Annotated in this window: 25 protein-coding genes and 3 pseudogenes; 16 read left to right on the top strand and 12 right to left on the bottom strand. The window is 69.6% G+C overall.

The window, feature by feature from the left end; genetic code table 11:
- Positions 1–47: 47 nt before the first annotated feature.
- Entirely contained in the window at positions 48–1,529 is a 1,482-nt protein-coding gene (gene pdxR, locus FHS22_RS35790; RefSeq protein ID WP_184948642.1) for a MocR-like pyridoxine biosynthesis transcription factor PdxR, read from the bottom strand.
- A 150-nt stretch (positions 1,530–1,679) separates the two neighbouring features.
- Positions 1,680–2,840: a phospholipase D-like domain-containing protein gene (locus FHS22_RS35785; RefSeq protein WP_184948641.1), complete on the bottom strand. Its 1,161-nt coding sequence runs from the start codon at positions 2,838–2,840 to the stop codon at positions 1,680–1,682.
- 75 nt (positions 2,841–2,915) lie between these two features.
- On the opposite strand from FHS22_RS35785, the gene FHS22_RS35780 reads away from it, so the two are divergent.
- Positions 2,916–3,233: a hypothetical protein gene (locus FHS22_RS35780; protein ID WP_221474543.1), complete on the top strand. Its 318-nt coding sequence runs from the start codon at positions 2,916–2,918 to the stop codon at positions 3,231–3,233.
- A gap of 163 nt (positions 3,234–3,396) precedes the next feature.
- On the opposite strand, the gene FHS22_RS35775 is transcribed toward FHS22_RS35780, so the two are convergent.
- A complete protein-coding gene (locus FHS22_RS35775) occupies positions 3,397–3,825 on the bottom strand; it encodes a glutaredoxin domain-containing protein (RefSeq protein WP_184948640.1) in 429 nt (142 codons plus the stop codon).
- 288 nt (positions 3,826–4,113) lie between these two features.
- On the opposite strand from FHS22_RS35775, the gene FHS22_RS35770 reads away from it, so the two are divergent.
- The 3 genes and pseudogenes from FHS22_RS35770 to FHS22_RS39740 all read left to right on the top strand — a co-directional run.
- On the top strand, positions 4,114–4,341 hold the full coding sequence (locus tag FHS22_RS35770; RefSeq protein WP_184948639.1) for an AbrB/MazE/SpoVT family DNA-binding domain-containing protein: 228 nt from the start codon (positions 4,114–4,116) through the stop codon (positions 4,339–4,341).
- Positions 4,334–4,804 (top strand): hypothetical protein, encoded by a 471-nt coding sequence (locus FHS22_RS35765; RefSeq protein ID WP_184948638.1) that lies wholly within the window; start codon positions 4,334–4,336, stop codon positions 4,802–4,804. The genes FHS22_RS35770 and FHS22_RS35765 overlap by 8 nt, the downstream gene beginning before the upstream one ends.
- A gap of 57 nt (positions 4,805–4,861) precedes the next feature.
- Positions 4,862–5,547: pseudogene (locus tag FHS22_RS39740) on the top strand (AraC family transcriptional regulator); the annotation flags it as partial.
- A gap of 72 nt (positions 5,548–5,619) precedes the next feature.
- On the opposite strand, the gene FHS22_RS38760 reads toward FHS22_RS39740, so the two are convergent.
- On the bottom strand, positions 5,620–5,754 hold the full coding sequence (locus FHS22_RS38760; RefSeq protein WP_260408624.1) for a hypothetical protein: 135 nt from the start codon (positions 5,752–5,754) through the stop codon (positions 5,620–5,622).
- Here FHS22_RS38760 and FHS22_RS35755 point away from each other — a divergent pair.
- The 3 genes from FHS22_RS35755 to FHS22_RS35745 are packed head-to-tail and all read left to right on the top strand — an operon-like array spanning position 5,747 to position 6,607.
- The gene (locus FHS22_RS35755) at positions 5,747–5,884 is read left to right on the top strand and encodes a hypothetical protein (RefSeq protein ID WP_184948637.1); all 138 of its coding nucleotides are present in this window, start codon (positions 5,747–5,749) and stop codon (positions 5,882–5,884) included. The genes FHS22_RS38760 and FHS22_RS35755 overlap by 8 nt on opposite strands.
- Positions 5,885–5,933: 49 nt before the next feature.
- Positions 5,934–6,185, top strand: coding sequence for a type II toxin-antitoxin system Phd/YefM family antitoxin (locus FHS22_RS35750; RefSeq protein WP_184948636.1), 252 nt, complete (start codon positions 5,934–5,936; stop codon positions 6,183–6,185).
- Positions 6,185–6,607, top strand: a complete 423-nt coding sequence (locus FHS22_RS35745; protein WP_184948635.1) for a type II toxin-antitoxin system VapC family toxin — start codon at positions 6,185–6,187, stop codon at positions 6,605–6,607. Before FHS22_RS35750 ends, FHS22_RS35745 begins: the two co-directional genes overlap by 1 nt.
- Before the next feature lie 11 nt (positions 6,608–6,618).
- Here FHS22_RS35745 and FHS22_RS35740 read toward each other — a convergent pair whose 3' ends face one another.
- From FHS22_RS35740 to FHS22_RS35720, 5 genes are all read right to left on the bottom strand, one after another.
- Positions 6,619–6,945, bottom strand: coding sequence for a hypothetical protein (locus tag FHS22_RS35740; RefSeq protein WP_184948634.1), 327 nt, complete (start codon positions 6,943–6,945; stop codon positions 6,619–6,621).
- Positions 6,946–7,052: 107 nt separating this feature from the next.
- Positions 7,053–7,574: a DUF6036 family nucleotidyltransferase gene (locus FHS22_RS35735; RefSeq protein ID WP_184948633.1), complete on the bottom strand. Its 522-nt coding sequence runs from the start codon at positions 7,572–7,574 to the stop codon at positions 7,053–7,055.
- Positions 7,571–8,017, bottom strand: coding sequence for a hypothetical protein (locus FHS22_RS35730; protein ID WP_184948632.1), 447 nt, complete (start codon positions 8,015–8,017; stop codon positions 7,571–7,573). Before FHS22_RS35730 ends, FHS22_RS35735 begins: the two co-directional genes overlap by 4 nt.
- A 33-nt stretch (positions 8,018–8,050) precedes the next feature.
- Positions 8,051–9,436, bottom strand: a complete 1,386-nt coding sequence (locus FHS22_RS35725; RefSeq protein ID WP_184948631.1) for a phenylacetate--CoA ligase family protein — start codon at positions 9,434–9,436, stop codon at positions 8,051–8,053.
- Positions 9,437–9,489: 53 nt separating this feature from the next.
- Positions 9,490–10,059 carry a PadR family transcriptional regulator gene (locus FHS22_RS35720; protein WP_260408623.1) on the bottom strand — a complete coding sequence of 190 codons (570 nt, stop codon included), beginning with the start codon at positions 10,057–10,059 and terminating at the stop codon, positions 9,490–9,492.
- 52 nt (positions 10,060–10,111) lie between these two features.
- Here FHS22_RS35720 and FHS22_RS35715 point away from each other — a divergent pair, with 52 nt between their 5' ends.
- Together FHS22_RS35715 and FHS22_RS35710 are read left to right on the top strand one after the other, a co-directional pair.
- Positions 10,112–11,293 (top strand): FAD-dependent oxidoreductase, encoded by a 1,182-nt coding sequence (locus FHS22_RS35715; protein WP_184948630.1) that lies wholly within the window; start codon positions 10,112–10,114, stop codon positions 11,291–11,293.
- An 84-nt stretch (positions 11,294–11,377) separates the two neighbouring features.
- Positions 11,378–12,049, top strand: coding sequence for a hypothetical protein (locus tag FHS22_RS35710; protein ID WP_184948629.1), 672 nt, complete (start codon positions 11,378–11,380; stop codon positions 12,047–12,049).
- Positions 12,050–12,151: 102 nt separating this feature from the next.
- Here the strand turns inward: FHS22_RS35710 and FHS22_RS35705 are convergent, their stop codons facing one another.
- Positions 12,152–12,910: a class I SAM-dependent methyltransferase gene (locus FHS22_RS35705; protein ID WP_184948628.1), complete on the bottom strand. Its 759-nt coding sequence runs from the start codon at positions 12,908–12,910 to the stop codon at positions 12,152–12,154.
- A gap of 373 nt (positions 12,911–13,283) precedes the next feature.
- A pseudogene (locus FHS22_RS35700) lies at positions 13,284–13,679 on the bottom strand (aldo/keto reductase); the annotation flags it as partial.
- Between the two features lie 56 nt (positions 13,680–13,735).
- Between FHS22_RS35700 and FHS22_RS35695 the strand changes: the two are divergent.
- From FHS22_RS35695 to FHS22_RS37560, 7 genes are all read left to right on the top strand, one after another.
- The gene (locus FHS22_RS35695) at positions 13,736–15,256 is read left to right on the top strand and encodes a recombinase family protein (protein WP_184948627.1); all 1,521 of its coding nucleotides are present in this window, start codon (positions 13,736–13,738) and stop codon (positions 15,254–15,256) included.
- Positions 15,257–15,940: 684 nt separating this feature from the next.
- Positions 15,941–17,380, top strand: a complete 1,440-nt coding sequence (locus FHS22_RS35690) for a replication initiator (protein WP_184948626.1) — start codon at positions 15,941–15,943, stop codon at positions 17,378–17,380.
- A 27-nt stretch (positions 17,381–17,407) separates the two neighbouring features.
- A complete protein-coding gene (locus tag FHS22_RS35685; RefSeq protein ID WP_184948625.1) occupies positions 17,408–17,953 on the top strand; it encodes a flavoprotein in 546 nt (181 codons plus the stop codon).
- Positions 17,954–17,957: 4 nt separating this feature from the next.
- A complete protein-coding gene (locus FHS22_RS35680; protein WP_338048114.1) occupies positions 17,958–19,172 on the top strand; it encodes a helix-turn-helix domain-containing protein in 1,215 nt (404 codons plus the stop codon).
- 126 nt (positions 19,173–19,298) lie between these two features.
- Positions 19,299–19,625: a hypothetical protein gene (locus FHS22_RS35675; RefSeq protein ID WP_221474542.1), complete on the top strand. Its 327-nt coding sequence runs from the start codon at positions 19,299–19,301 to the stop codon at positions 19,623–19,625.
- A complete protein-coding gene (locus FHS22_RS35670; RefSeq protein WP_184948623.1) occupies positions 19,622–19,909 on the top strand; it encodes a hypothetical protein in 288 nt (95 codons plus the stop codon). The genes FHS22_RS35675 and FHS22_RS35670 overlap by 4 nt, the downstream gene beginning before the upstream one ends.
- 428 nt (positions 19,910–20,337) lie before the next feature.
- On the top strand, positions 20,338–20,466 hold the full coding sequence (locus FHS22_RS37560) for a prominin family protein (RefSeq protein ID WP_221474541.1): 129 nt from the start codon (positions 20,338–20,340) through the stop codon (positions 20,464–20,466).
- Between the two features lie 441 nt (positions 20,467–20,907).
- Here the strand turns inward: FHS22_RS37560 and FHS22_RS35665 are convergent.
- Positions 20,908–21,474 (bottom strand): annotated as a pseudogene (locus FHS22_RS35665) (aldo/keto reductase); the annotation flags it as partial.
- Positions 21,475–21,700 lie beyond the last annotated feature (226 nt).

The following is a 21,700-nucleotide window of genomic DNA, read 5'->3' as shown; positions in this document are numbered from 1 at the left end:
GTTTCCCCGGCCGTCCGCCGCCGGGGCCGGAACCCTCCGCCGTCCGCTCAGGAGGGGCGGAGGACCGCCGCGAGCCGGTGCAGGCCCTCCTCGATCATCCCCGCCGGGACCGCGCCGTACCCGAGCACGAGCCCCCGCTGCACCGGAGTCCCGCCGCAGTACCCGGCGAGGCTCTCCGCGCGGACGCCCGCCGTCCCCGCCCGCGCCAGGGCCGCCTCCACATCCACCTCCGCGTCCGGGGCGAGCCGGGCGCACACGTGCAGGCCCGCCGCCGACGGCACCAGGCGGAGCAGGCCGGCGAAGTCGCGGCGGAGGGCCGCGGTGACCAGCTCGCGCCGGGCGGCGTACTCGCGGGCCGCCCTGCGGACGTGCCGGCCCAGCAGGCCCTCGTCGATGAAGCGGGCGAGCGCCGCCTGGGTGATCACGTCGCCGTGCCAGTCGGTGAGCCGCTTGGCCTCGCGCAGCGCGGGCCGGAGCGAGGCCGGGGCGACCAGGAAGCCGGTGCGCAGCATCGGCAGCAGCGTCTTGGAGAACGACCCGACGTAGACGACGCGGCCGTCGCGGTCCAGGTTCTGCAGCGGTTCGAGCGGGCGGCTCCCGAACCGGAACTCGCTGTCGTAGTCGTCCTCCACGACCACCGCGCCACGCCGCTCCGCCCACGCGAGCAGTTCGGCGCGGCGCCGGAGGGACATCGGCACGCCCAGCGGGAACTGGTGCGACGGCGTGACGTAGACCAGCCGGGCGGCGGAGGGGACGGCGTCCACCCGCAGCCCCTCGGCGTCGACGGGCACCCCGGCCACCCGCGCGCCCAGCGACCGGAACAGCAGCCGGGCCGGGGGATAGCCGGGCTCCTCGACGGCCACGCAGTCCCCCGGTTCGATCAGCACCCGGCCGACGAGGTCGAGGGCCTGCTGCGCCCCCTGCGTGACGATCACGTCCTCGGCCTCCGCGCGCACCGAACGGGAGATCCCGACGTGCCGGGCGATCGCCGCGCGCAACCCTGCGTGCCCCGCGGGCTCGCCGTAGCCGGCGGTGCGTACGGCCGAGAGCCGCAGCTCGCGGGCGACGAGCCGCCGCCAGGTGGCCAGCGGGAACAGCTCCGGGTCGGGCACGCCCACCCGGAAGTCGTACGGCGGGCCGGCCTGCGCGTCGTCCCGGACGGGGGAGGGGAGCGACCGCCACAGCGGGCGCGGCCGTACGCCGCCGGGCGCCCTGTGCGCGCCGGTACGGCCGGGCGCGCCCGCGGGCCCTTTCCCCGCCGGGTCCGCGGGCGTCGTCCGTCCCGGAACCCGCCCGCCGCCGACGAAGGTGCCGGCTCCGGCGCGGCCCTCCAGGAAGCCCTCCGCGGCGAGCCGTTCGTACGCCGCGGCGACCGTGTTGCGCGACACCTCCAGCCGCCGGGCCAGCTCGCGGGTGGGCGGCAGCCGCTCACCGGGCCGGAGCCGCCCGTCGAGGATCGCGTCGAGCACCTGCCGGTAGATGCGGGCGGCCAGGTCGCCGCGGCCCGCCAGACTCACGTGGAGGTCCACCCGGCGGAGCCTACGCGGCCCGATCGTTCGGCTCGGCATCGGCCCTGCCGAAGGTCCGGGCCGCCGCCTGGCGTGATCCCCGCGGCGCCGTACGGGACGGCGGCGGGCGGCCCGCCGCCCCGCGAGGGCCGGGTTCCCGCCGCGGGCGGGTCAGCCCTTGCCGATGAAGCGTTCGCCCGCGGCCTCGATGCGCTGGATCTCGGCGCGGAAGAAGCGGGCGAGTTCGGCGCAGGCGGCCGGATCGACCGGGCCTCCCTCGCGTTCGGGCAGGTCGGGGTAGGGGCTGCCGAGGACGAAGATGTTCTCGTCGTTGTAGTTGTTGGCGGGCGCGGTGTAGTTGAAGGACCCCGCGACGACGACGGCCTCGTCGACGACCATGAGCTTGTGGTGGAGCTTGCCGAAGGCGGGGACGCGCTTGGGGAAGTACAGCTCGATGCGGGCGCGGTCCAGGTCGTGGGTGGCCGCCCAGGTCTGGGCGCCCTGACCGGGGTCCATCGCGCCGGTGACGGTACGCCCGGCCGCCGCCAGGGCGATCATGGCGTCGTCGATGCCGGAGGAGCCGGAGAAGGTGAAGATGGCGAAGTCGACGCGCGCGGTGGCCTTGAGCATCTGCTTCATGATCTCCAGCTCGGGCGCGTGGTCGGGCGCGAACAGCACCTTCACCGGTATCCCGCCGAGGTTGTAGGCGCTCGGGACCTTGCCGTGGAGGTCTCGGCCGAACCGCCCGGCGCACATCTGGTCGAACTCGGCGGCGTACTCCCGGCAGATCCGCGAATCATGAAATATCACGACATGATTGAGGTTCCGGTGGCAGTCGGTCCCGGTGAAGTTCGCCGATCCCGACAGGATCGCCGAGGTGGGAAGCGCGCGGTCCCCGTCCCGGTAGTCGCGGACGACGAACTTCTGATGGAAGATCGCCGGGTTGTAGTCCGCCTTCACGTCGACGTTGCAGCGCAGCAGCGCGGACAGGATCCTCCGGTTCGGCTCCAGGCTCCGCTCGCCGCCCTCCTCGCCCCACTGGACGCGGTACCGGGCCGCGGCCTCGTCCTCGCCCGCCCGTACGGCGACCGCCGGAGGCCGGGCGGAGACCAGGTAGTCCTGCTCCAGCACCATGCGGACCCGCACTCCGCGGAAGCGGGCGTCCAGGACGGCCTGCGCGACGGGCTCGGAGTCGAGCTCCTGAACGGCGATGTCCAGGGAGCGCCGGGCACCGCCGATGAAGTCGATGATCACTCGTTCGAGGTCGTCGGCCGCGCCCAGCTCGGGCGGGCCGACGAAGGCCTCGATCTTCCCCCCAGCGAATGTCGCCATGACGCAAGCGTTTCATCGCATTGATGTGGCTAACAAGCTTGAAGACTGACTTATCTCCTTCTTCGCGCTTCTGCCGTGAACGGTGTGACGATCCGGGGAGTTCAAACCGACGGGTTCGTCCATGCTCCCTTTGATCCGCAGTCGGCGGTTGGTGAGGGGGCGCCAGTGGATCCGTCGAAACTCGAGGTCGGCGACATCGTGCGGGCCAGGGTTCAGAGGAGCGTCTGTCTCCATCTGGCGTCGGCGGTGGACGCGTCGGCCGGTCGGGTGCAGATCGGCAACAACCGGGGGCGGATGAACGGCTGGACAGGCCATGACCGGGTATTCGGGATCTGCGTTTCGACCGACGGTGTCGCCGGGCTCGGCGTGGAGGGCAAGCAGCGAGCAGCCTGAAGATGGGCGCCGGATCGGTGATCACGGACTCGATCACCGATCCCGCATGCCCGTCGGCCCGCTACGAAACCGCGATCGACGACGGCACTCGGCGCGCATCGCGGACCGGTCGTTGCGCAGGTTGGGTTTCCTGCCGTCTCGTCGGCTACCTGGCCTGCCCCAGTCACGGCAGTTGTCGGCGCAGCCATACGAGGTCGGGGTTGACGTGCGGCACTCCGGCGAGCACCACGGTCGGCACCGTCTCGTGCCCTCCGGCGGCGGCCCGCACCGCCGCCGCGCCGTCCGGGTCGCGCCAGATGTCGACCCAGTGCAGCCGGCGGGCGTCGCGGCCCAACCGGAGCCGTAGCCGCAGGCAGTGCCGGCAGCCGGGCCGCCAGTAGACGATCGGGCGGCCGTCGGCTGCACTGCGGCGCCGCGCCTGCGCATCGGTGATCGACGCCGGGAACGCCCACGGCGAGAGCGCCCCGGCCAGCAGCAGGAACACCAGCGACCAGAGCGCGGCCGCACCCGGCGACCCCGCACTGAGCTGCCGGGCCGCCACGGCCAGACCGGAGACGACGAGCAGCGTCGGCACCATCCACCTGCGCATCATGATCGCCCACGCTATCCCTCGCTTTACTGATGCGCCAGAAGACGGGCGCCACTCCCGGCTGCCCGATGGGCGACCTCGCCGCCGAGCCGGCCGCCCACGGCGGCGAGGTCGGCGTCCGCCGGGTGCGCATCCCGCAGGACCGGACGCGCTGTTTCGCCGGTGGGAGCAGCGCAGTACTCACACCCGTTCTCCACGGTCGGGCCCAGGTAACCCACCACGACCCGGGCGCATGTTGTAGGTTCAGTGTGAAATATATGAAAAGTAGGAACCAGTTCACATGGAGCCGGATTGACGCCACCACCACCAGGGAAGCTTGCCGGGACGGCGAAAGTCGGGGATCGCGGCCAGATCGTCATCCCGAAGGACATGCGGGACATGTTCGGGATCGCTCCCGGCGACACGTTGCTGCTGCTGGCGGACGTGGAACGCGGTATCGCGGTTCTACGCAACGACGACTTCGTCCACCTCGCCGAGACCGTGCTCGACGCCCGGAAGGATCAGAGCGACGATGCGTGAAGACGCCGTACCGACCGCAGTGGAGAACCGTCGGCGAGGCCGCGCGCCATGGCACCTGTGGGTCGTCGGGCTGTTCATGCTCGCGCTCTACGTCGGTGGCGCGCGGGACTACGTGCTCACGCTCACGCTGAACCCGGACTACTTGGCCGCCCAGGGCTACGCGGAGCCTCAGATCGGCTACTTCACCGACTATCCGCTCGGTCTCGGCGTCCTCTGGACCCTCAACGTCGCTGGAGGCCTCGTCTCGGCGGCGGCTTCGATCCTGCGCTCTCGATGGGCGGTGCCGCTGGCCCTGACGACCGCGCTGGCCCAGGTGGCGCTGCTGATCCTCACGTTCGCCTTCCGGGACCGGTGGGACATCCTGGGGTCGTCGATGAGCCTGTTCGACATCGGCGTCGGCGTCCTGTCCCTCGCGTTCTGGTGGTACTGCCGTGTGATGGTGAGCCGGACCGTCCTGCGGTGACAGGGCGGGAGCGCCGAAACCCACGGCCGCCGACCGCTGGTCCCCGGAGGCGGCCGTCCGATCACGATCGTGGCCACGCTCGGCGGCCACGCGTCGGTCCGGCTCGACGACGCGGGCGCCGCACCGGTATGCCTGTCTGCGGGCGATATCGCCCTCATCAGTGGAATCGGTCGATACACGATTGCCGACGACCCGTCCACCCCGCCTCAGATCGTGCTCGACAAGAGCGGGAAGCATGTTCTCGACGAGGGTGAAGAGCCGCCAGGAGCCCGGCGGAGGCCGGCTCCCCGCACCTACGGCGACGGTCTGCCGGGGGCCACGACCTTGCTCCGGGGCGCCCATGAGCTCTGCGGCGAGGTGGGCGACCGCCTGCTGGCCATGCTTCCGCACACCGCAGGCGGCACCCCGTCTGGTACCGGGCGCTGGCCGACCCCGCGATCGGCGACGTCCTGCGCCTGGTGCACGAGGATCCCGCCCGCCGGTGGACGGTGGCTGCGCTGGCCGCCGAGGCCGGCATGTCCCGCGCCGCCTTCGCCGCACGCTTCACCGGTCTGGTCGGCGAACCCCCGCTGACCTACCTCACCGGCTGGCGGATGGCCTTGGGGGCGGACCTGCTCCGCGACACCGACATGACCGTCGCGGCCGTGGCTCGCACGGTCGGGTACGAGGACCCGTTCGCCTTCAGCGTGGCGTTCAAACGCGCCCGTGGCGTCAGCCCTTCCGGCTGGAGGCGAGTGCGCTGATCGCGCCCGGACCCGGGGGAGAGGATCCGAACGGCCGGCCCGCGCGCCCCGCGGAGCCGGGGCCGTACGGCCTCAGCGATCCCGGATGAAGGAGACGTTGCGGGCGAACCGCCGGAATCCCAGCGACCGGTAGGTCGCCCGGGCCAGGCGCCGGTCGCGGTGCTCGTCCTCGACGACCTCCAGGACGAACTTTCCGGTGATGAACACGCTGATCTCCGGCTGCTCCAGCCCGATCGACGCGTTCTCCGGGAGAACCTCAATCGATGCGGCGATTGGGCGATTGCAGGATGCAGCACCGCTGGCTGAAGGTCGGCTTTACTGCTACGGCTGCGCATGATCTTGTATTGACCTAATCTCAGTCTAGACAGACTAGACAGGAGGTGTTCATGGGCGGTTGGCAGGTGCAGGAGGCGAAGCAACGCTTCAGCGAGGTCGTGCGGCTGGCGGTGAGTGAAGGTCCGCAGGTGGTCACCCGGCACGGAGAGGAGGTGGCCGTGGTTATCGACATCGCCGAGTACCGCCGCCTCCAAGGGAAGACTCCCGACTTCGGGCGATTTCTCTTGGGGGATCCTGACTGGGACGACGACATCGAGTTCCTCCGGAACCGTGACCTCCCCCGAGAGGTGGACTTCGACTGATGGACGTCGGCTACTTGCTCGACACCAATGTGGTCTCCGAAGTGCGTAAGCGGAACGGGAGCCCTACGGTCCGGGACTGGATCGGCGGAGCCCACGGGCCCACGCTCTACCTCAGCGCCTTGACGGTCGGGGAGATCCGCTGCGGAGTCGAGCTCCGCAGGCGCAAGGACCCCGCTCAGGCGACCCTCCTGGAGCGCTGGCTGCACACCCTCCACCGGCAGTTCGGCGACCGCATCGTCCCCGTCACGGCGGAGATCGCGGAGGAGTGGGGGCGGATGAACGCCATCCGCCCCCTGCCGACGATGGACGGGCTGATCGCGGCGACGGCCAGGGTGCACGGATGGACCCTGGTGAGCCGGAACGTGAAGGACTTCGCGGAGACGGGCGTTTCGGTGGTCAACCCCTTCGAACCGCTGAACTGACCGGAGGAGTGTCAGCCGCGCGTGTAGCGGTGTTTGGCGCCGGGCGGGAAGTGGTCGGGGTCGCCGGTCTCGCGGAGTCTGATCTCTGGAGCCTGCCGGTGCGGTGGGACGTAGGCGGCGAACTCGCTGTTGAGGCGGAGCAGGTGGGTCAGGATCGATTCCCCGGCGATCCGGGCGATCTTGTCGGACGGTGTCACGCCGGGGGCCAGTTCGACGGTGACGGCCAGGCGCCGGTCGCGGCGGGAGTCCTCGACGACCTCCAGGACGAACTTTCCGGTGATGAACACGCTGATCTCCGGCTGCTCCAGCCCGATCGACACGTTCTCCGGGTAGAACATGAGTTGATGCTGTAATACCGTACGGCGTTCATATGCGGGGCTCATGGGATGCCCTGCGTGGATGGTCCCTCGGACCTTGGACGTTCGCGGGAGAGATGGATGTCCGTTCAACCGAACAGATCGACCAGTACCGCCCGCGCCCGGGGAGAGAGCTCCTCGCCGGGGAAGAACTGCTCACACAGCAGGAACGCCTCATCCGAGTTCGTCACCCCGGCAAGGCCCGCCAGATGACGGAGATCGTCCACGTCGCGGGTCCGTGCGGCCATCGCCTTCATCGCGAAGATGTGTTCGGGGGAGGCCGCCATCACCCGCAGCCCTGGGTGATCGAAGACCCGCCGTTTCCCCGGGTCGTCCTTGCCGGAGATGTAGACACTGGCCTGCTCGTTCAGCCACCAGGGCGGCAAGCCGAGGTCTTTGGCGACCTGGCGGGCCTCTTCCAGCACCACTCCGTGCGGCACGAAGAGCGCGTCGACATCGCGGGTGACTCTGACGGCGTCGTAGGCGAGCGCCATCGCGGCCCCGCCCACGACGAAGAGATCCGCTACGACGCCGCGGCGTACCAGCCGCTCTCCCAGCGCAGTGAACGCATGCTCGAGTTCGGCCCGGCCGAGCAGCCCGTCGTCGCTCACGCCGCCTCGAGATCCTTGCTCGACAGGTAGACACCGTGCTTGCGGAAGGCCGCCGGTGCCCAGACGAGCGCGTCGGTCCGCTGGCTGGCCAGCTCAGCCGGGAACCAGGGCCGCCGGAGCACCCGCGAAGCCGTCCATGCAGGGGGAGCGAGGTCGTGCTTGGCGGCCAGGTGCTCGGCGAGGGCGGCCAGCAACGCGTCCCACCGCTCATCGCCGACAGGTTCCGGCTCGGCCTGTAGCAACTGCGGCTGATGCTCCGGTGGCTCCCAGCGGTACTCCTCCAGGAACTCCCACACGAGTTTCCAGCGGATCTTGTCTCCGGTGTCCGCTGTCAGGCGCGCGGCAAGGTCGGAAAGCGTCATCGGACGATAGCCCATCACGTTCTCCCTCCGCTCGCGCTCGAAATCGATGCTATCGCCTTCGCCCCCGGTGTTCGTGTCCATGGACCGGCGGCCGCCGAGAGGGGAGGGGTTCTGTCATCCTCGGGTGTAGCGGTGTTTGGCGCCGGGTGGGAAGTAGTCGGGGTCGCCGGTTTCGCGGAGGCGGATGTCGGGGGTTCGGCGGTGTGGGGGGACGTAGGCGGCGAACTCGCTGTTGAGGCGGAGCAGGTGGGTCAGGATCGATTCCCCGGCGATCCGGGCGATCTTGTCGGACGGTGTCACGCCGGGGGCCAGTTCGACGGTGACGGCCAGGCGGCGGTCGCGGTGTTCGTCCTCGACGGCCTCCAGCACGAACTTGCCGGTGACGAAGGCGCTGACCTCCGGCTGTTCCAGGCCGACAGAGATGTTCTCCGGGTAGACGTTGGCGCCGTAGTAGGACACCGCGAAGTGGCTGCGGCCGAAGACATGGGCGAACGGCCGCTCCGGGCCGGTGGCGGCGGGCCGGAAGCCGTGCCCGCGCAGGAAGCCGAGCATGCGGTCGTACGGCGTCAGCCCGCCCTCGTCGGCGATGTGGTAGCGGATCAGCGGGATGCCGTTGTCGCCGGTGAACAGCAGGGTGCCGGCATGCTCCTCGAAGAAGCGCACGTCCGGGTCGTACTGCACGAGGGTCGGCAGGCGGGAGGAGCCGAACAGCTCCCTGGCGGTCTCGGGACGCCCGGCGAGGAAGCGGCGGATCTCGACGGAGAGCGGGGTCTCGTTGCCGAGGACGCCCGCGTCGGCGGTGCCGTACAGGGAGGCGGTGTCCCGTGCCGGGTCGGCCATCCCGGCACGCCCGGCGACCAGGGTCCGCCACTCCTCGCTGAACACCTCCCCGGCGGTCACCAGCTTGACCGAGTAGTCGGCCCACGGGACGCCCGCGGCGATCCCGGCGTCGATGACGTCCTTGATGAACGGCGGGTAGCCGAGCAGCACCACCTGGTCGAAGTGCGGGGCGAGCTCCGGGACCACCCGGAGGATCTCCCACCGGTCGCTGCCGGGGGCCACCACGGTGACGGGATAGCCGCGTTCGGCCAGGTGGCGGCAGCAGGCGACGGTGAACAGCCCGCCCACCCAGGTGCCGAGCGCGAAGCAGACCACGGCCAGGGTCCGGCGCCCGCGGGCGGCGAAGGCGTCCCGGAAGACCTCCTCGAAGCGGTCGGCGACCACTCGCTCGTCCGCCGCGGACCGGGCCCAGAACGACGGTGCTCCCGTCGAGCCGGACGAGACCGCGATCATGTCGCCGATCGTGCCGTTCCGGCAGAGCTCGGGAAGGGGGAAGCGGCGGATGTAGGCGTCCTTGGACGTCAGCGGGAGCCGTACGAAATCCTGATATGTCAGGACCTGCTGGGGATCGACGCCGTGCTCGTCGAGGAACGCGCCGTAGGCGGGCACCGAGGCAGCCACCCGATGGAACAGTTCAAGCGCGCGGTCGCGAGGGTCCATCAGCCGACTGTACGGCCCGGCGTCCCGTCCCATCCAGAGCCGGGCCGCGGGTGTCAGAGGCGGAAGTCCCAGGTGAGCCGGTCCGTCTCCAGGTCGCCGACGAGCCGCCGGACGTAGCCGAGCTCCGTATCGAGTACGGCCCGCTGGTACTCGGTCTCCACGAGGAAGACGGGGAGCAGGAACGTCCGGCCCTCGGCCAGTTCGGCGTCCAGCGCGGCCAGCCCGGCTTCGAGGGCGGCCAGGCGCTCCTTGAGCGCCGCGAGGGCCTCGCCGGGCTCCAGCACGGGCAGGAAGGCGAGCGCGGCGGGGAACTCGGGGAACTCGCGGGCCGGGGTGGACAGCATCGTCCGCATCCACTGCCTGAGCGTCTCGCGGCCCGCGTCGGTGGGCTCGTAGACGGTCCGCTCCGGGCGGTTCTCCTCGCGCGCGGTCTCGCGGACGGCGATGAGTCCGTCGCGGAGCAGCCGTTCGATCGTCTGGTAGACGCTGTTGCGCTGCGCGACGTTGACCACGTCGTCCTTGTGCCGCTCCTTGATCAGCTGCTGCATCCGGTAGGCGTGCATGGGTGCCTCGCTGACCAGGGAGAGCAGGGCCATGGCCAGAGGAGAGCGCCGCGTCGACATGGAGCCATGGTAGGTCTTGTCCGATCTTAGTCATAATATGTATAGTAATGACATGACTAAAAAAGCCCTGATCATCGGTGGGGGCATCGCCGGCCCGGTCACCGCCATGGCCCTGCAGCGCGCAGGCGTCGACAGCGAGATCTTCGAGTCCTACGGCCACGGCGCGGGCGGCGTCGGCGTCTTCCTCACGCTCGCGGTCAACGGGCTGGAGGCCCTGCGCGTCCTCGGCCTGCACGACCAGGTCTGCGAGCTGGGCATGGACTCACCGCGCATGGAGACGCGAAACGCCCGCGGCAGGGTGCTGGCCTCCCTCCACCACCCCAGCCGCACGATCAAACGCGCCGACCTCTACCGGGTGCTCCGCGACGAGGCCGTACGGCGCGGCGTGCGCGTCCACTACGGCAGGCGCCTCGACGACGCCACGATCACCCCGGGCGGCGTGCGCGCGGTCTTCGCCGACGGGAGCACCGCCGAGGGCGACCTGCTGATCGGCGCCGACGGCCTGCGCTCGCGCACCCGCACGATCATCGATCCCGGCGCGCCGCGTGCCCGGCACGTCGGCCTGCTGAACACCGGAGGATTCGCACGCGGCGTCGAGGTCCCGGGCGAGCCGGGCACGTACTACTTCATCTTCGGCAGGCGGTGCTTCTTCGGCTACGCGATCCATCCGGACGGGGAGGTGTGGTGGTTCGCCAACCCGCCCAGCCGCAGGGAGCCGACCAGGGAGGAGCTCGCGGCGATCACTCCGGAGCGGTGGCGGGCCACGCTGACGGAGCTGTTCGCCGGCGACACCGGGCCGATGCTCGACATCATCGGCGCCACCGAGCACATCCCGCCCGGCTGGAACACCTACGACTTCCCGACCGTGCCGACGTGGTCCAACGAGCGCATGGTGATCGTGGGCGACGCCGCGCACGCCGCCTCGCCCTCCTCGGGCCAGGGCGCGTCCATGGCGATCGAGGACGCGGTCGTGCTGGCCAAGTGCCTGCGCGACGTCCCCGGCACCGGCGACGCGTTCGCCGCCTACGAGCGGCTGCGCCGCGGCCGGGTGGAGCGGATCGTGGCCCAGGGCAGGCGCAACGGGAGCGGGAAGGCGCCGGGCCCCGCCGGCGCGTTCGCCCGCGACCTCATGATGCCGGTGATCATGCGGTGGGTGGCGGCGAAGAACCCGATGGCCTGGATACACGACCACCGGATCTCCTGGGACGACCCGGTGGCCGCCGTCTCCCGGTGAGAGGACCGGGCGCGTCACGCGCGCGGCGGCGCGTTACCAGCGGATGGCCAGTGATCGCCAAGTGGAGGCGCATAGCGTGGCCGCATGAGAAAGCGATCTTCCGTTCTCGCGGCCCTGGCCGCGGCGGCCGTCCTCCCCGTCCCCGTCCCCGCCTCGGCCGCTCCTGCCCCCGTCTCGGCCGCTCCTGCCCCCGTCTCGGCCGCTCCCGCCCCTGCCTCGGCCGCTCCGGGCCTTCCCGCGACCGCGGGCCTGTCCGCCCCGGGGACCAAGGCCTTCTCCTTCCGCGGGATGAACCTGAAGATCCCCGCGGGCTGGAAGGTGCACCGCGACGGTGACCGGATCGTGGTGGCGACCGGCACGTGCAAGAGACCGGACCCCTTCGCCTCGAACTGCCGGAGCTTCTGGGTGTTCGGCCCCAAGGCGTTCACCAGGGTCCCGGTCGGGGGCGGCTACCTCACCTACACGGGAAAGCGGCAGTTCCACCCCTTCAGCGGAGTGGTGCCCTGCCCCTTCGACGAGAAGACCGCCTGGATGCCCGGTGAGAAGGCCACCTCGACGGGACTGCGCACCGTCGGTCGCGGGCACAAGGCGAAGTACACCGCATGGGCCAACACGTGCGTGACGAACAGCGGCGGGCGCCGTACGGCGAGCTTCACCCAGCACGAGTGGTTCCTGCCCACGTCGAAGATCCTGGTGGTGGACGTGTGGAGCACGCCGGGCCTGTCGGACGTGCTCAAGCGCGCCACCTGGAGCTGATCGAGACCGGCCCCGGACGCGACGGCAGCCGTGCGGTGCGGGGATCGGGAGATCCCCGCACCGCACGGCCGGGTCACCGGCCGCCGCGCGCCCGCCCGCGGACTACGGCCGCCGCGCGACCAGGATCAGCCGGGGACTGCCCAGCCGGAACGGCGTTCCGTCGGCGTCGCCGTACAGCTCGGCACCGGTGAACCCGGCCGCGGTGACCAGCCGGACGACCTCCGCCGCGGTGTAGACGTGCTGCACGGACGTCCCCCGGTGCTCCTGCGCGCCCCGGCGGAAGGTGAACGAGGTGATCCAGCGACTGTTCACCACGTCGTACTCGTTGACCGAGACGGCCTCGACCCCGCCGAGCGTCATCGGCTCCTCCTCCAGGGCCAGGCCCGGCAGCATCGACTCGGCGACGAACCCGTAGTCCAGGACCAGCGCTCCTCCCGGCACGACGAGACCGGCGAGACCGGCGAGGAACTCCTGGGTACCGGTGTGCTCCAGGTAGCCGAAGGCGTTGCCCATGCACATCGCCACGTCGGGCCGGACGTCCGCGGGAAGTTCCCGCATGTCCCCGACGCGCAGGTCGACGTCGAGCCGCCCGGCCGCCGCGGCGGCGCGGGCATGCCCGACGGCCTCGTCCGAGACGTCCAGGCCGGTGACCCGGTAGCCGCGCCGGGCGAACTCCAGGGCGTGCCGGCCGCTGCCGCAGGCCACGTCCAGCACCCGGGCTCCGGGACGCAGCCCGGTCGCGCGGATGATGAGACCGGCCTCGGCCTCGGTGGCCTGATGGGGTACGGCCGCTCGCCAGAAGGCGTTGGGCAGTTCGGTGAAGAAGTCCGCGTACCACGCGGACAGGGAGTCGTGCGACATTTCATGTGCTCCGATACAAGTGCGCGGCGACCGGCGCCGCGCGGCGAAAGAATGCCTGCGAAACCGGGGCACGACGAAGAACACACGCGTCCATACGCGCACGAAGGCCGTGAAACGGCCCCGTCGTCATCCGCCCCGGATGGACCGGGCGGTGACCATGGCATCGCCTTCTTCGTGATCGGCCGGGCCTGGCCCGGCGGGAGCAACCTGCCGCCAGACTACGACCAGTCCGGCCGCTCCCTCAACGGAATAAAACGACCCGCCGGTACGGCCGGCGGACAGGGGCGAACGGCGCGGCCCGCGACCGCGCCGCGGGCGCGTTCCCTCCTCCGGCGACCGCGACCGCGATCTTGTCGCGGCCGCGGTCCGGCCGTCAGTGGCTGACGGGCCGCGGGCGGTACGGCTCGGCGAGGAAGGCGAGCTCCTGCCCGGTCAGGGCCAGGTCCACCGCGGCGACGGCGTCGTCCACGTGCCGGTCCTTGGTCGCGCCCACGATCGGGGCGGTCACCCCCGGCTGCTGGAGCAGCCACGCCAGCGCCACCTGGGCTGCAGGCACCTGGCGTTCGCGGGCCACCTGCGCGACCCGGTCGAGGATCCGCCGGTCGTTGTCGGCGTCGGTGTAGAGCGCCTCGATGCGTGCGTCGCTCCCGGCGCGGACGGTGACCTCGTCCGACCCGGCGCGGGCGAGCAGCCCTCTGGCCAGCGGGCTCCACGGGATGATGCCCACTCCCTGGTCCCGGCAGAGCGGGTTCATCTCCCGATCCTCCTCGCGGTAGAGAAGATTCTAACTATGAATCTCAGGCATGATGTTGGCCGGAGGTGCACATGAGCCCATCAGATCCCCCGATTCCCGTGGTCTCCTATGCCCGGATCTCCGCCGACATCAGGCGAGACGAGCACGGAGTTCAGGACCAGCACAGAGTCAACCGGCAGACCGCCGAGCGGTACGGCTGGACCGTCGTCCACGAGTTCCCCGACAACGACAAGTCGGCGGCCAAGGAGGGCGTCGTCCGGGACGACTTCGAGGCGATGCTACGCGCACTGCGGGCCGGAAAACTGCCGAATGGAACACCTGTTCAAGGTGTGGTGATCGCCGCGGAAGACCGGCTGGCGCGCCGTCCCGGCGACTACGAGCGGTTCGTGGAGGCGATCACCTTCCAGGACGGGCGCGTGTTCGCCGACGCCCGGGGCAGCAAAGACCTCTACAGCGAGGACGTCGAGAGCATGGGGCTCTTCGGGGCCGTGATCTCCAAGATGGAGGTCCGGAAGATGCAGCGCCGCATGCGTCGCTCGCACCGCTCCCGCGCGGAGGAGGGGAGGCCGTCGGGAGGGCCGCGCCCCTTCGGGTGGAACGAGGACCGGTTGACGCTCAACGCGGAGGAGGCGGACCTCCTCCGGCAGGCGGCCAAGGACTTCCTGTCCGGCCGCTCGCTCCATTCGATCATCCGGGGATGGCAGGCTCTCGGCGTCAAGACCTCGCTCGGCAACGACTGGGCCGTCGCCTCGCTCAAGGTCGCCCTGAAGAACCCCCGGATATGCGGGATGCGGGAACTCGGCGGGGAGCTCGTAAGGGACGCGAACGGCGAACCGGTCCGGGGCAAGTGGGCCGCGATCATCACCGAGGAGGAGTGGACCGCGATCCGGGCCGTCTTCAACGCGCGCAAGGGACACTTCATCACCCGGGACATGGAGATCGGCAAGGCTCATCCAGCGGACTACCGGGATCCCACTTACCTACTGTCGGCGATCGTCCGCTGCGGTCGGCCACGCCCGGATGGGACCCTCTGCAACACGCCGATGCGCGTCAACGTCAGGAAGAGCGCGACGCATCATGACTACGTCTGCCGGAGTAAGGCGGAGGGTGGTTGCGGAGGGCTCTCCCGGCGCGGTGATCTGGTAGACGAGTATGTCTCGGAAGCGGTGCTGGCGAAGCTCGAAGAGAGGGCCTTCACCGCGTCGGCTGAGGATTCCGCCTGGGACGGGGAAGCGAAGCTGGAGAGCGCCAAGGAGCGCCTTGAGGAACTGACCAGGCAGTGGAACAGCGAGAAGATCAGCAATGACCTGTTCTTCAAGCTCGCTCCCGGTCTGGAGAAGGAGATCGCTCGTCTCCGTGGCGAGCGCGCGAACTTCGCCGCATCCGTTGAACTGCGGCAGGCGCGAGCCAATACGGACACGGCCGAGATCCGGCGGCGCTGGTACCTGCCGGAGAGGGACGGCGGATTCGCGATCTCCACGAAACGCGCGTACATCCGGGAGGCGCTTCACGCGGTGATCGTCCACCCGGCCGGGCAGGGACAGCGGGTCTTCAACCCCGATCTCCTGGAGCCCATCTGGTGTGAGGACTGAACGCGAAGACGTCCCCGGACGTCTTGATCTCACAAGGGAGCTGCGAGCCTTACCGAAAGGCCACAGCTCCCTTTCTTTTGTTCCTGGACTGCCGGTAACGGCCGGACGTCTACGGACGCCGACGGACGCCACCGGACGCCGACGGACGTCCCCGAACAGCTCCGGGAGGGAACTCGGGGCTGTGTTGACTCGTTTGTCGAGTGATACAACGGATCTATGTAAGAAGTCACCGACCCTCTCACGGCACGACACAGCGAGCAATCTCGGCGAATTACCTCAGGCGCATTTCACGTCCGGGCACAACACAAATTTAATGATCACCGATGATCGTCGGAGGGACCCGGCCCGGCGGTAGGTGTCCACACAGAGCGCGCCATTCAGCTTCTCGCCGCACTCCAATCTGATCTCTCTCGCTGCTGCGCACCACATGCCAACGGCTGTCCCTGCGCTGCCCTTGGTGATGGTGCACGACGTCTTGTCCGTCCGGCGGGCGGTGGCTCCACCCACGAGGTTTGGAGGCCACCTGAACACTGAAACCCCTCCGTCTGCCCGGGAGTGGGGTAAACGACAAGCCGCCCGGTCCCCCCGATGGTCCGATGAGAAGTGGCAGCGCATTGCCACCCTGTTCGGCGTCTGCGTCGCCGATGAGCGCGAGACGGTCGATTCCACGGGGAGGGATGCCGCGTGAATCAGGCACCCTCCTTCCCTCCCGAGATCATGGCCGCGATGGCGCGCGCGGCCATGCCGGACTTCGCCCGATGGCAACGCATGGTCTACGCCACGGGCGGCTGCGCCCAACCCGTCCGGCTACGCGGTGAACGCCTGACCACGGACGCCCGGACGGGTGAGGTCCTGGACATCTACCGGACCGCCGACGAACCCACAGGCTTCCTGCTCACCGCCTGCGGTAACCGGCGGGCCTCCCGGTGCCCCGCCTGCTCGGCCACCTACCGGGACGACACCTATCACCTGATCATCTCCGGGCTTCGGGGTGGTAAGGGCGTTCCGGAAGACGTCAGCGGGCACCCCCGCGTGTTCGCCACCTTCACGGCTCCCTCCTTCGGCGCGGTCCACGCCCACAGGGAGAAGAACGGGAAGACTCTGCCGTGCCGTCCCCGGCGTGACCGCCCCGTGTGCGGGCACGGGCAGCCCGAAGGATGCGGCAAGCGTCATGACCGTGATGATCCGGAGGCCGGGCAGCCTCTCTGTGCGAGCTGCTACGACTACCGGGGCGCGGTGCTGTGGAACGCCCATGCGGGGGAGCTGTGGCGGCGCTTCACCCAAGCACTCCCGTCCGTCCTCGCCCGGCTGCTCGGCGTCCGCCGTGCTGTGCTGCGCCGTACGCTGCGGCTGTCGTACGCCAAGGTCGCCGAGTACCAAGCACGGGGCCTGGTCCACTTCCATGCGGTGATCCGTCTCGACGGCCCGGACGGACCTACCGACCGGCCGCCGGACTGGGTGACCGTCCCTCTCCTGGACCGTGCGATCCGGGAGGCGGCCGGACAGATCGTCGTCCCCGTTCCCGGCGAGCCCGGCTCGCTCCTGCTGCGCTGGGGTGACCAGCTCGACGTCCGCCCGGTCTACGTCTCCACCGATCTGGACGGGGTCAGCGATCAGCGGGTGGCCTCCTACGTCGCCAAGTACGCGACCAAGGGCGCGGAGTCGGCTGGGACAGTAGATCGCCCGGTCCGCAGAGCGGGGGACATCTCCGCACTGGTGGTGACCGAGCACGCCCGCCGTATGATCTTCACTTGCTTCGCCCTGAGCCGCCTGCCTGAGTACCGAGACATCCCGCTTCGGCAGTGGGCTCACATGCTCGGCTACCGGGGCCACTTCTCGACCAAGTCACGTCACTACTCCACGACCCTTGGTGATCTGCGCCAGGGCCGCGCCGATCACCAAGCTGAAAAGGCCCGGGTGCTCCTCGGCCTACCGGCACCGGACGAACGAGAAACGATCACATTGCAGAACTGGCGGTACGTCGGAAGCGGTCACCGGTACGGCGAAGCCTTCTGGGCCGAACTCGCCCGGCAACGCATCGCCACCGCCCGGAAGATCACCAGGGAACGGGCCGAACAGGTCCCAACCGGCGGGGCGTCAAGATCTATTGACGAACAGTGCTGAGAAGCCCTCGCTGATTAGGATCATGCCGTGGAACCTCCAGAGAAGGCACTCGGTGTCCTGTACGTGATCACGTGTGCCGCGCCTGCGGCTGCCGATGTCCGACGCCTGGTGGTGCTCGCGCAGGAAGCCGGGTGGCGGGTACACGTGGTCACCACGCCGATGGGAGAACGCTTCGTCGATGCTCCCGCGCTGGAGCAGCTGACCGGGGATCGGGTCCGCAGCACCTACCGCATGCCGGACGAGCCGAAGGGCCTGCCTCCGGCCGATGCGGTGGTTGTGGCTCCGGCGACGTTCAATACGATCAACAAGTGGGCGAACGGCATCGCCGACACGTTCGCGGTGGGTCTGCTGTGCGAGGTGATGGGCTTCGGTACCCCCATCGTGGCCGTGCCGCTGTTGAAAGACGCTCTCGCCCGGCACCTGGCTTTCGGCCGCAGCCTCGATGCACTGCGGGAAATGGGCGTGCGGGTGCTGTTCGATCCCGATGCGCCGCCGCATGCCCGCATGCCATCCTGGGAACGCATCATGCAAGAACTACACAGCGCTGTCGGGGAGCGACACTCACAGAGGTGATGGCGTGGATGCCCGCAAGGAGATCGGACAGCGAATCGCTCGGGCGCGCCGCCGCCGTGGTCTGTCACAGGTCGTTCTCGCCGGACTGATCGGCCGTTCTGAGAGCTGGCTCAGCCAGGTCGAACGGGGTCAGCGCCCCATGGACAGTCACACGGTGATCAGTGCGCTTGCTGAGATCCTGGGCTTGCCTGTCGATGAACTCACCGCGACGAAAACAGACACGATGACGCAGTACCGGGCGGCGTCCGCTATCCGCCAGGCCATGATGGGCTACGACGGCTTGGCGTCTCTGATCGACCCCCGTCACGTTGAAGGGTCGCTGGAAAGCCTTGCCTGGCTCCGCCACGAGGTACGGCGAGTGAACCGGCTCTATCAGGCGACGAACTACGACGACGTCGGCAGGCGGCTCCCGGGGTTGATCGTGGCAACCGAACTCGGCAGCCGTCACGCGCCGGTCAAGCACCGGCGGGCCTATCAGACGCTCCGTTCGCTGACGTACCACTGCACCACGACCACACTGCGGCGCGTGGGAGAGGCCGAACTCGGCTGGATGGCCGCTGATCGCTCGTTGGCCGCCGCAGAGGAAGCCGAACGGCCCTTGCTCGTCGCGGTCAGCGCCTACCGGCTCGGCTACGTCTTCGTACGGCTCCGCGAACCGGACAGGGCGCTTCAGGTCGTGCTTCGGGCCGCCGACGCGCTGAACCGCTCTTCTCGACGGGTGGATCCTCGCCCGCTGTCTCTGCTCGGTGCGCTCCACCTCGTTGCGGTCACCGCTGCCGCCGCTCGATATGACCAGGCGGCGGTGAGAACCTTCCTCGAACGGGCGCGGCAGACCGCCGAACTCATCGGGGAGGAGCGCAACGACTTCTGGACCGCCTTCGGACCGGCGAACGTCACCATTCACGAGATCTCCGCAGCGGTGGAGGCCGGAGACGCACGTCAGGCCATCCGCAAGAGCGAAGCACTGAACACGGACGACCTGGCGACCAGGCTCGTCGGGCGGCGTGCTCAGGTGCATCTCGACCTGGCGCGGGCCTACGCGGTTCAGCGTAAGGACGCCGCTGCGGTGAACATGCTTCTTGAAGCCGAACGGCTCTCGCCCGAACTCGTGCGCTACGGCAGCCGTCCCCGTGACCTGCTGACCCAACTCCTCAAGCGAGAGCACCGGGCGAGCACTCCACAGCTTCGCGGGCTCGCCACCCGGGCCGGGATCGCCTGACCCGTACTTTTGTGCGGGTTCTTTGGCTTCACAACGGTACGGATTCTCCTGCGAGATCGCGCCTACGGTCTCTCCTGACCTGCTGAGACATCAGCCACTTCTCGATGTCAGGAGGAAGGCCACGTCATGCCGGTAGCACGCGGACATCTCGCGGAACCTTCGGTGATCGCCGCCGAAGAACTCCAAACCGAACTGGAACGGCAGGGCATCGCCGCCGACGTTCACGACGGCTACGGGCTGGCGCTGGTGTCGGTGTGGGTGGATCTGGTCGTCTGGTCCGACGGCGAATGCTACTGGTGGCGTACCGGCTGGAACACGGAACGCAGACGGACGATCTACGCCTGGCATCCCGCGACCGATCCGGTTCGGGCGGCTCGCCGCGTGGCCCGTCGCTATGAGGACCTGCGGGGTACGCAGCCCTTGCCGGAGTGGCTGGCGGGTAGGGCGTCGTGATCGCGCTGGATGAGTGCGTGAGTCCGCACGTGGCGATGGCTCAGCGTGATCACATCCAGTTGGACTGGCGGGTGCCGTACCGAACGCTGGAACGGGTGCGGCCGATGGCCTGGACGTGCGTGTGCCGCGCCACGGTCTACGAACTGTGCCAGGGCGGGGGACAGGCGTTCATCCGGCGGACCGTGCAACTCGACGGCACACCGGAGGTTCGCGAGACTCCGCGCTGGCCGGTCAATGAGGCTCGGGTGATCTGGGCGGCGCTGCTGTCCGGGAAAGCCCGGTAAGACGGGCGTGGTGGCGTGAGATCTGGAGGGACGGCGTCGCCACGCCTTGCCAGGGGCCTACCGGGTGGCCCCTGGCCCCATTCCTCCCCCCGTCCCCGTTCGCTGCCGAACTCATGACCTGATCGGAAAGTCCGCTCCGCTGTTGCGTGTTCGTCTGCTCGTGGCGTTCACCGCAACCTCCCACCCCGAAGGCGGAGCGGGTCCGGACCGAAGGCCGTGGACGCCGGGAGTGGGGACGGGGGAGTCTGGTTAGCCGGTGGGCCGGTGCTGAGGGACGAAGCGCCGGACCGTCGATCGCCCTGACCCCGTACGGTGATCGGCCACCCTCAGGCGATCGTGAGGGCGTAACCACCTCGCTCCTGATCATTTCCCCGGAGCGGTGGGCATACCACGGGATCGAGTCGGGCAAGCTGAGCAGAAACGGGGGCGTGCTCGCGATGGCGGCAGAACTTTCCTTCCTGGTCTTCTGGCTCTTCGGGATGCTGGTCTTGTTCTTCATCATCTATTCGGCGGTACGGCTGGCGCTCAAGCATGATCGCCGGAGTCGTGGACGGTGAACCGGCCTGGAGCGGAGCGGCCGGCGCCGATCCGAAGGACGCCGTAGGCGCCGCGTAGCGGTCGGGGCCGGTGGTCGGAGCGACCTTCAGGGCGGCGGTGCGGACCCCGGTGCGGCGAGTTGTTGGGCACAGCGCGGCGGGTGTGCGGCGGGCGGCCCCGCGGGCGGGTCCGGCCGGGACCGGCCGCCAGGGCCGCATGCCCGGACGGTTCCCGCAGAGCGGGGCCGTGGCGGCGGCGCAACGCGCCGCTGCCCTTGACCCTGTAGTGAAACTCCTCGCCGAATCGGCTCTTGCGTGGTGATCGCCAAGGCTTCGGCCAACGGGTGAGACGGTGTGCCTTGGAGCGAATCGGCAGCTCAACGGGGCTTCGTCGCCATGCTGGTCAGCGGGGGAGCAGGGTCAGGCGGCCAGGATGAACTTGCTGCATGAAGTGAACCGCTTGTTGTAGTGATTCTGCATGGATGCGAACTTTGTCCAGCCGTTGCGCTCGGCGACGTGCTGGGCCTTGGCGAATTGCCAGGCGGCCATGCTGGAAGCACCGATGTAGCGGGCCTTGCCCGACCGCACGATCTCGTGCAGGGCGGCCATCGTCTCCTCGATCGGCGTCTCGTCGTCCCAGCGGTGGATCTGGTACAGGTCCACATAGTCGGTGCCCAGGCGGCGCAACGAGGCGTCGATAGCGGCATGGACGTGCTTGCGCGACAGGCCCCGGTCGTTGACCCCCTTACCGACCGGGAAGAACACCTTCGTGGCCAGCACGTAATCCTCCCGGTCCGGGAAGATCCGCGCCAGCAGCCGGCCGGTGACCTCCTCACTGGCACCGCCGGAGTAGACGTCGGCGGTGTCGAAGAACGTCACCCCGGCCTCGGCCGCCCGCCGCACGAGCGGCTCGGCCGCCGCCTCGTCCAGCACCCACTCGCCCCACCGGCCCGGATCGCCGTAGCTCATCATGCCCAGACAGACCCGCGAGACCCTCATCCCCGCCGAGCCCAGACGCACGTACTCCATCACGAACCCTCTCGATCAGCGTGACTCGCCACCACCCTAACCGCGGAGATCACGACAGAGACGACAGCACCACCACGACCGTCCACCAGACCGGACAGAGGGCGGAGGATCTTCACCGGGACTGTACAAACAACGGCTCTGTCGCGGATTCGGTGGTGACGGAACGTCCCGCCACGTCACGCTGGGCTGTGCTTGATGCCGACAAGCTACTGAGCACGGTGTTTTC

Origin of the sequence: Thiemannella venezuelensis (assembly GCF_014203605.1) — a bacterium.
Taxonomy (GTDB): Bacteria; Actinomycetota; Actinomycetes; order Streptosporangiales; family Streptosporangiaceae; genus Planomonospora_A; species Planomonospora_A venezuelensis.
The sequence above is the reverse complement of the archived record's forward strand: the minus strand, read 5'-3'. Positions and strand labels throughout refer to the sequence as shown.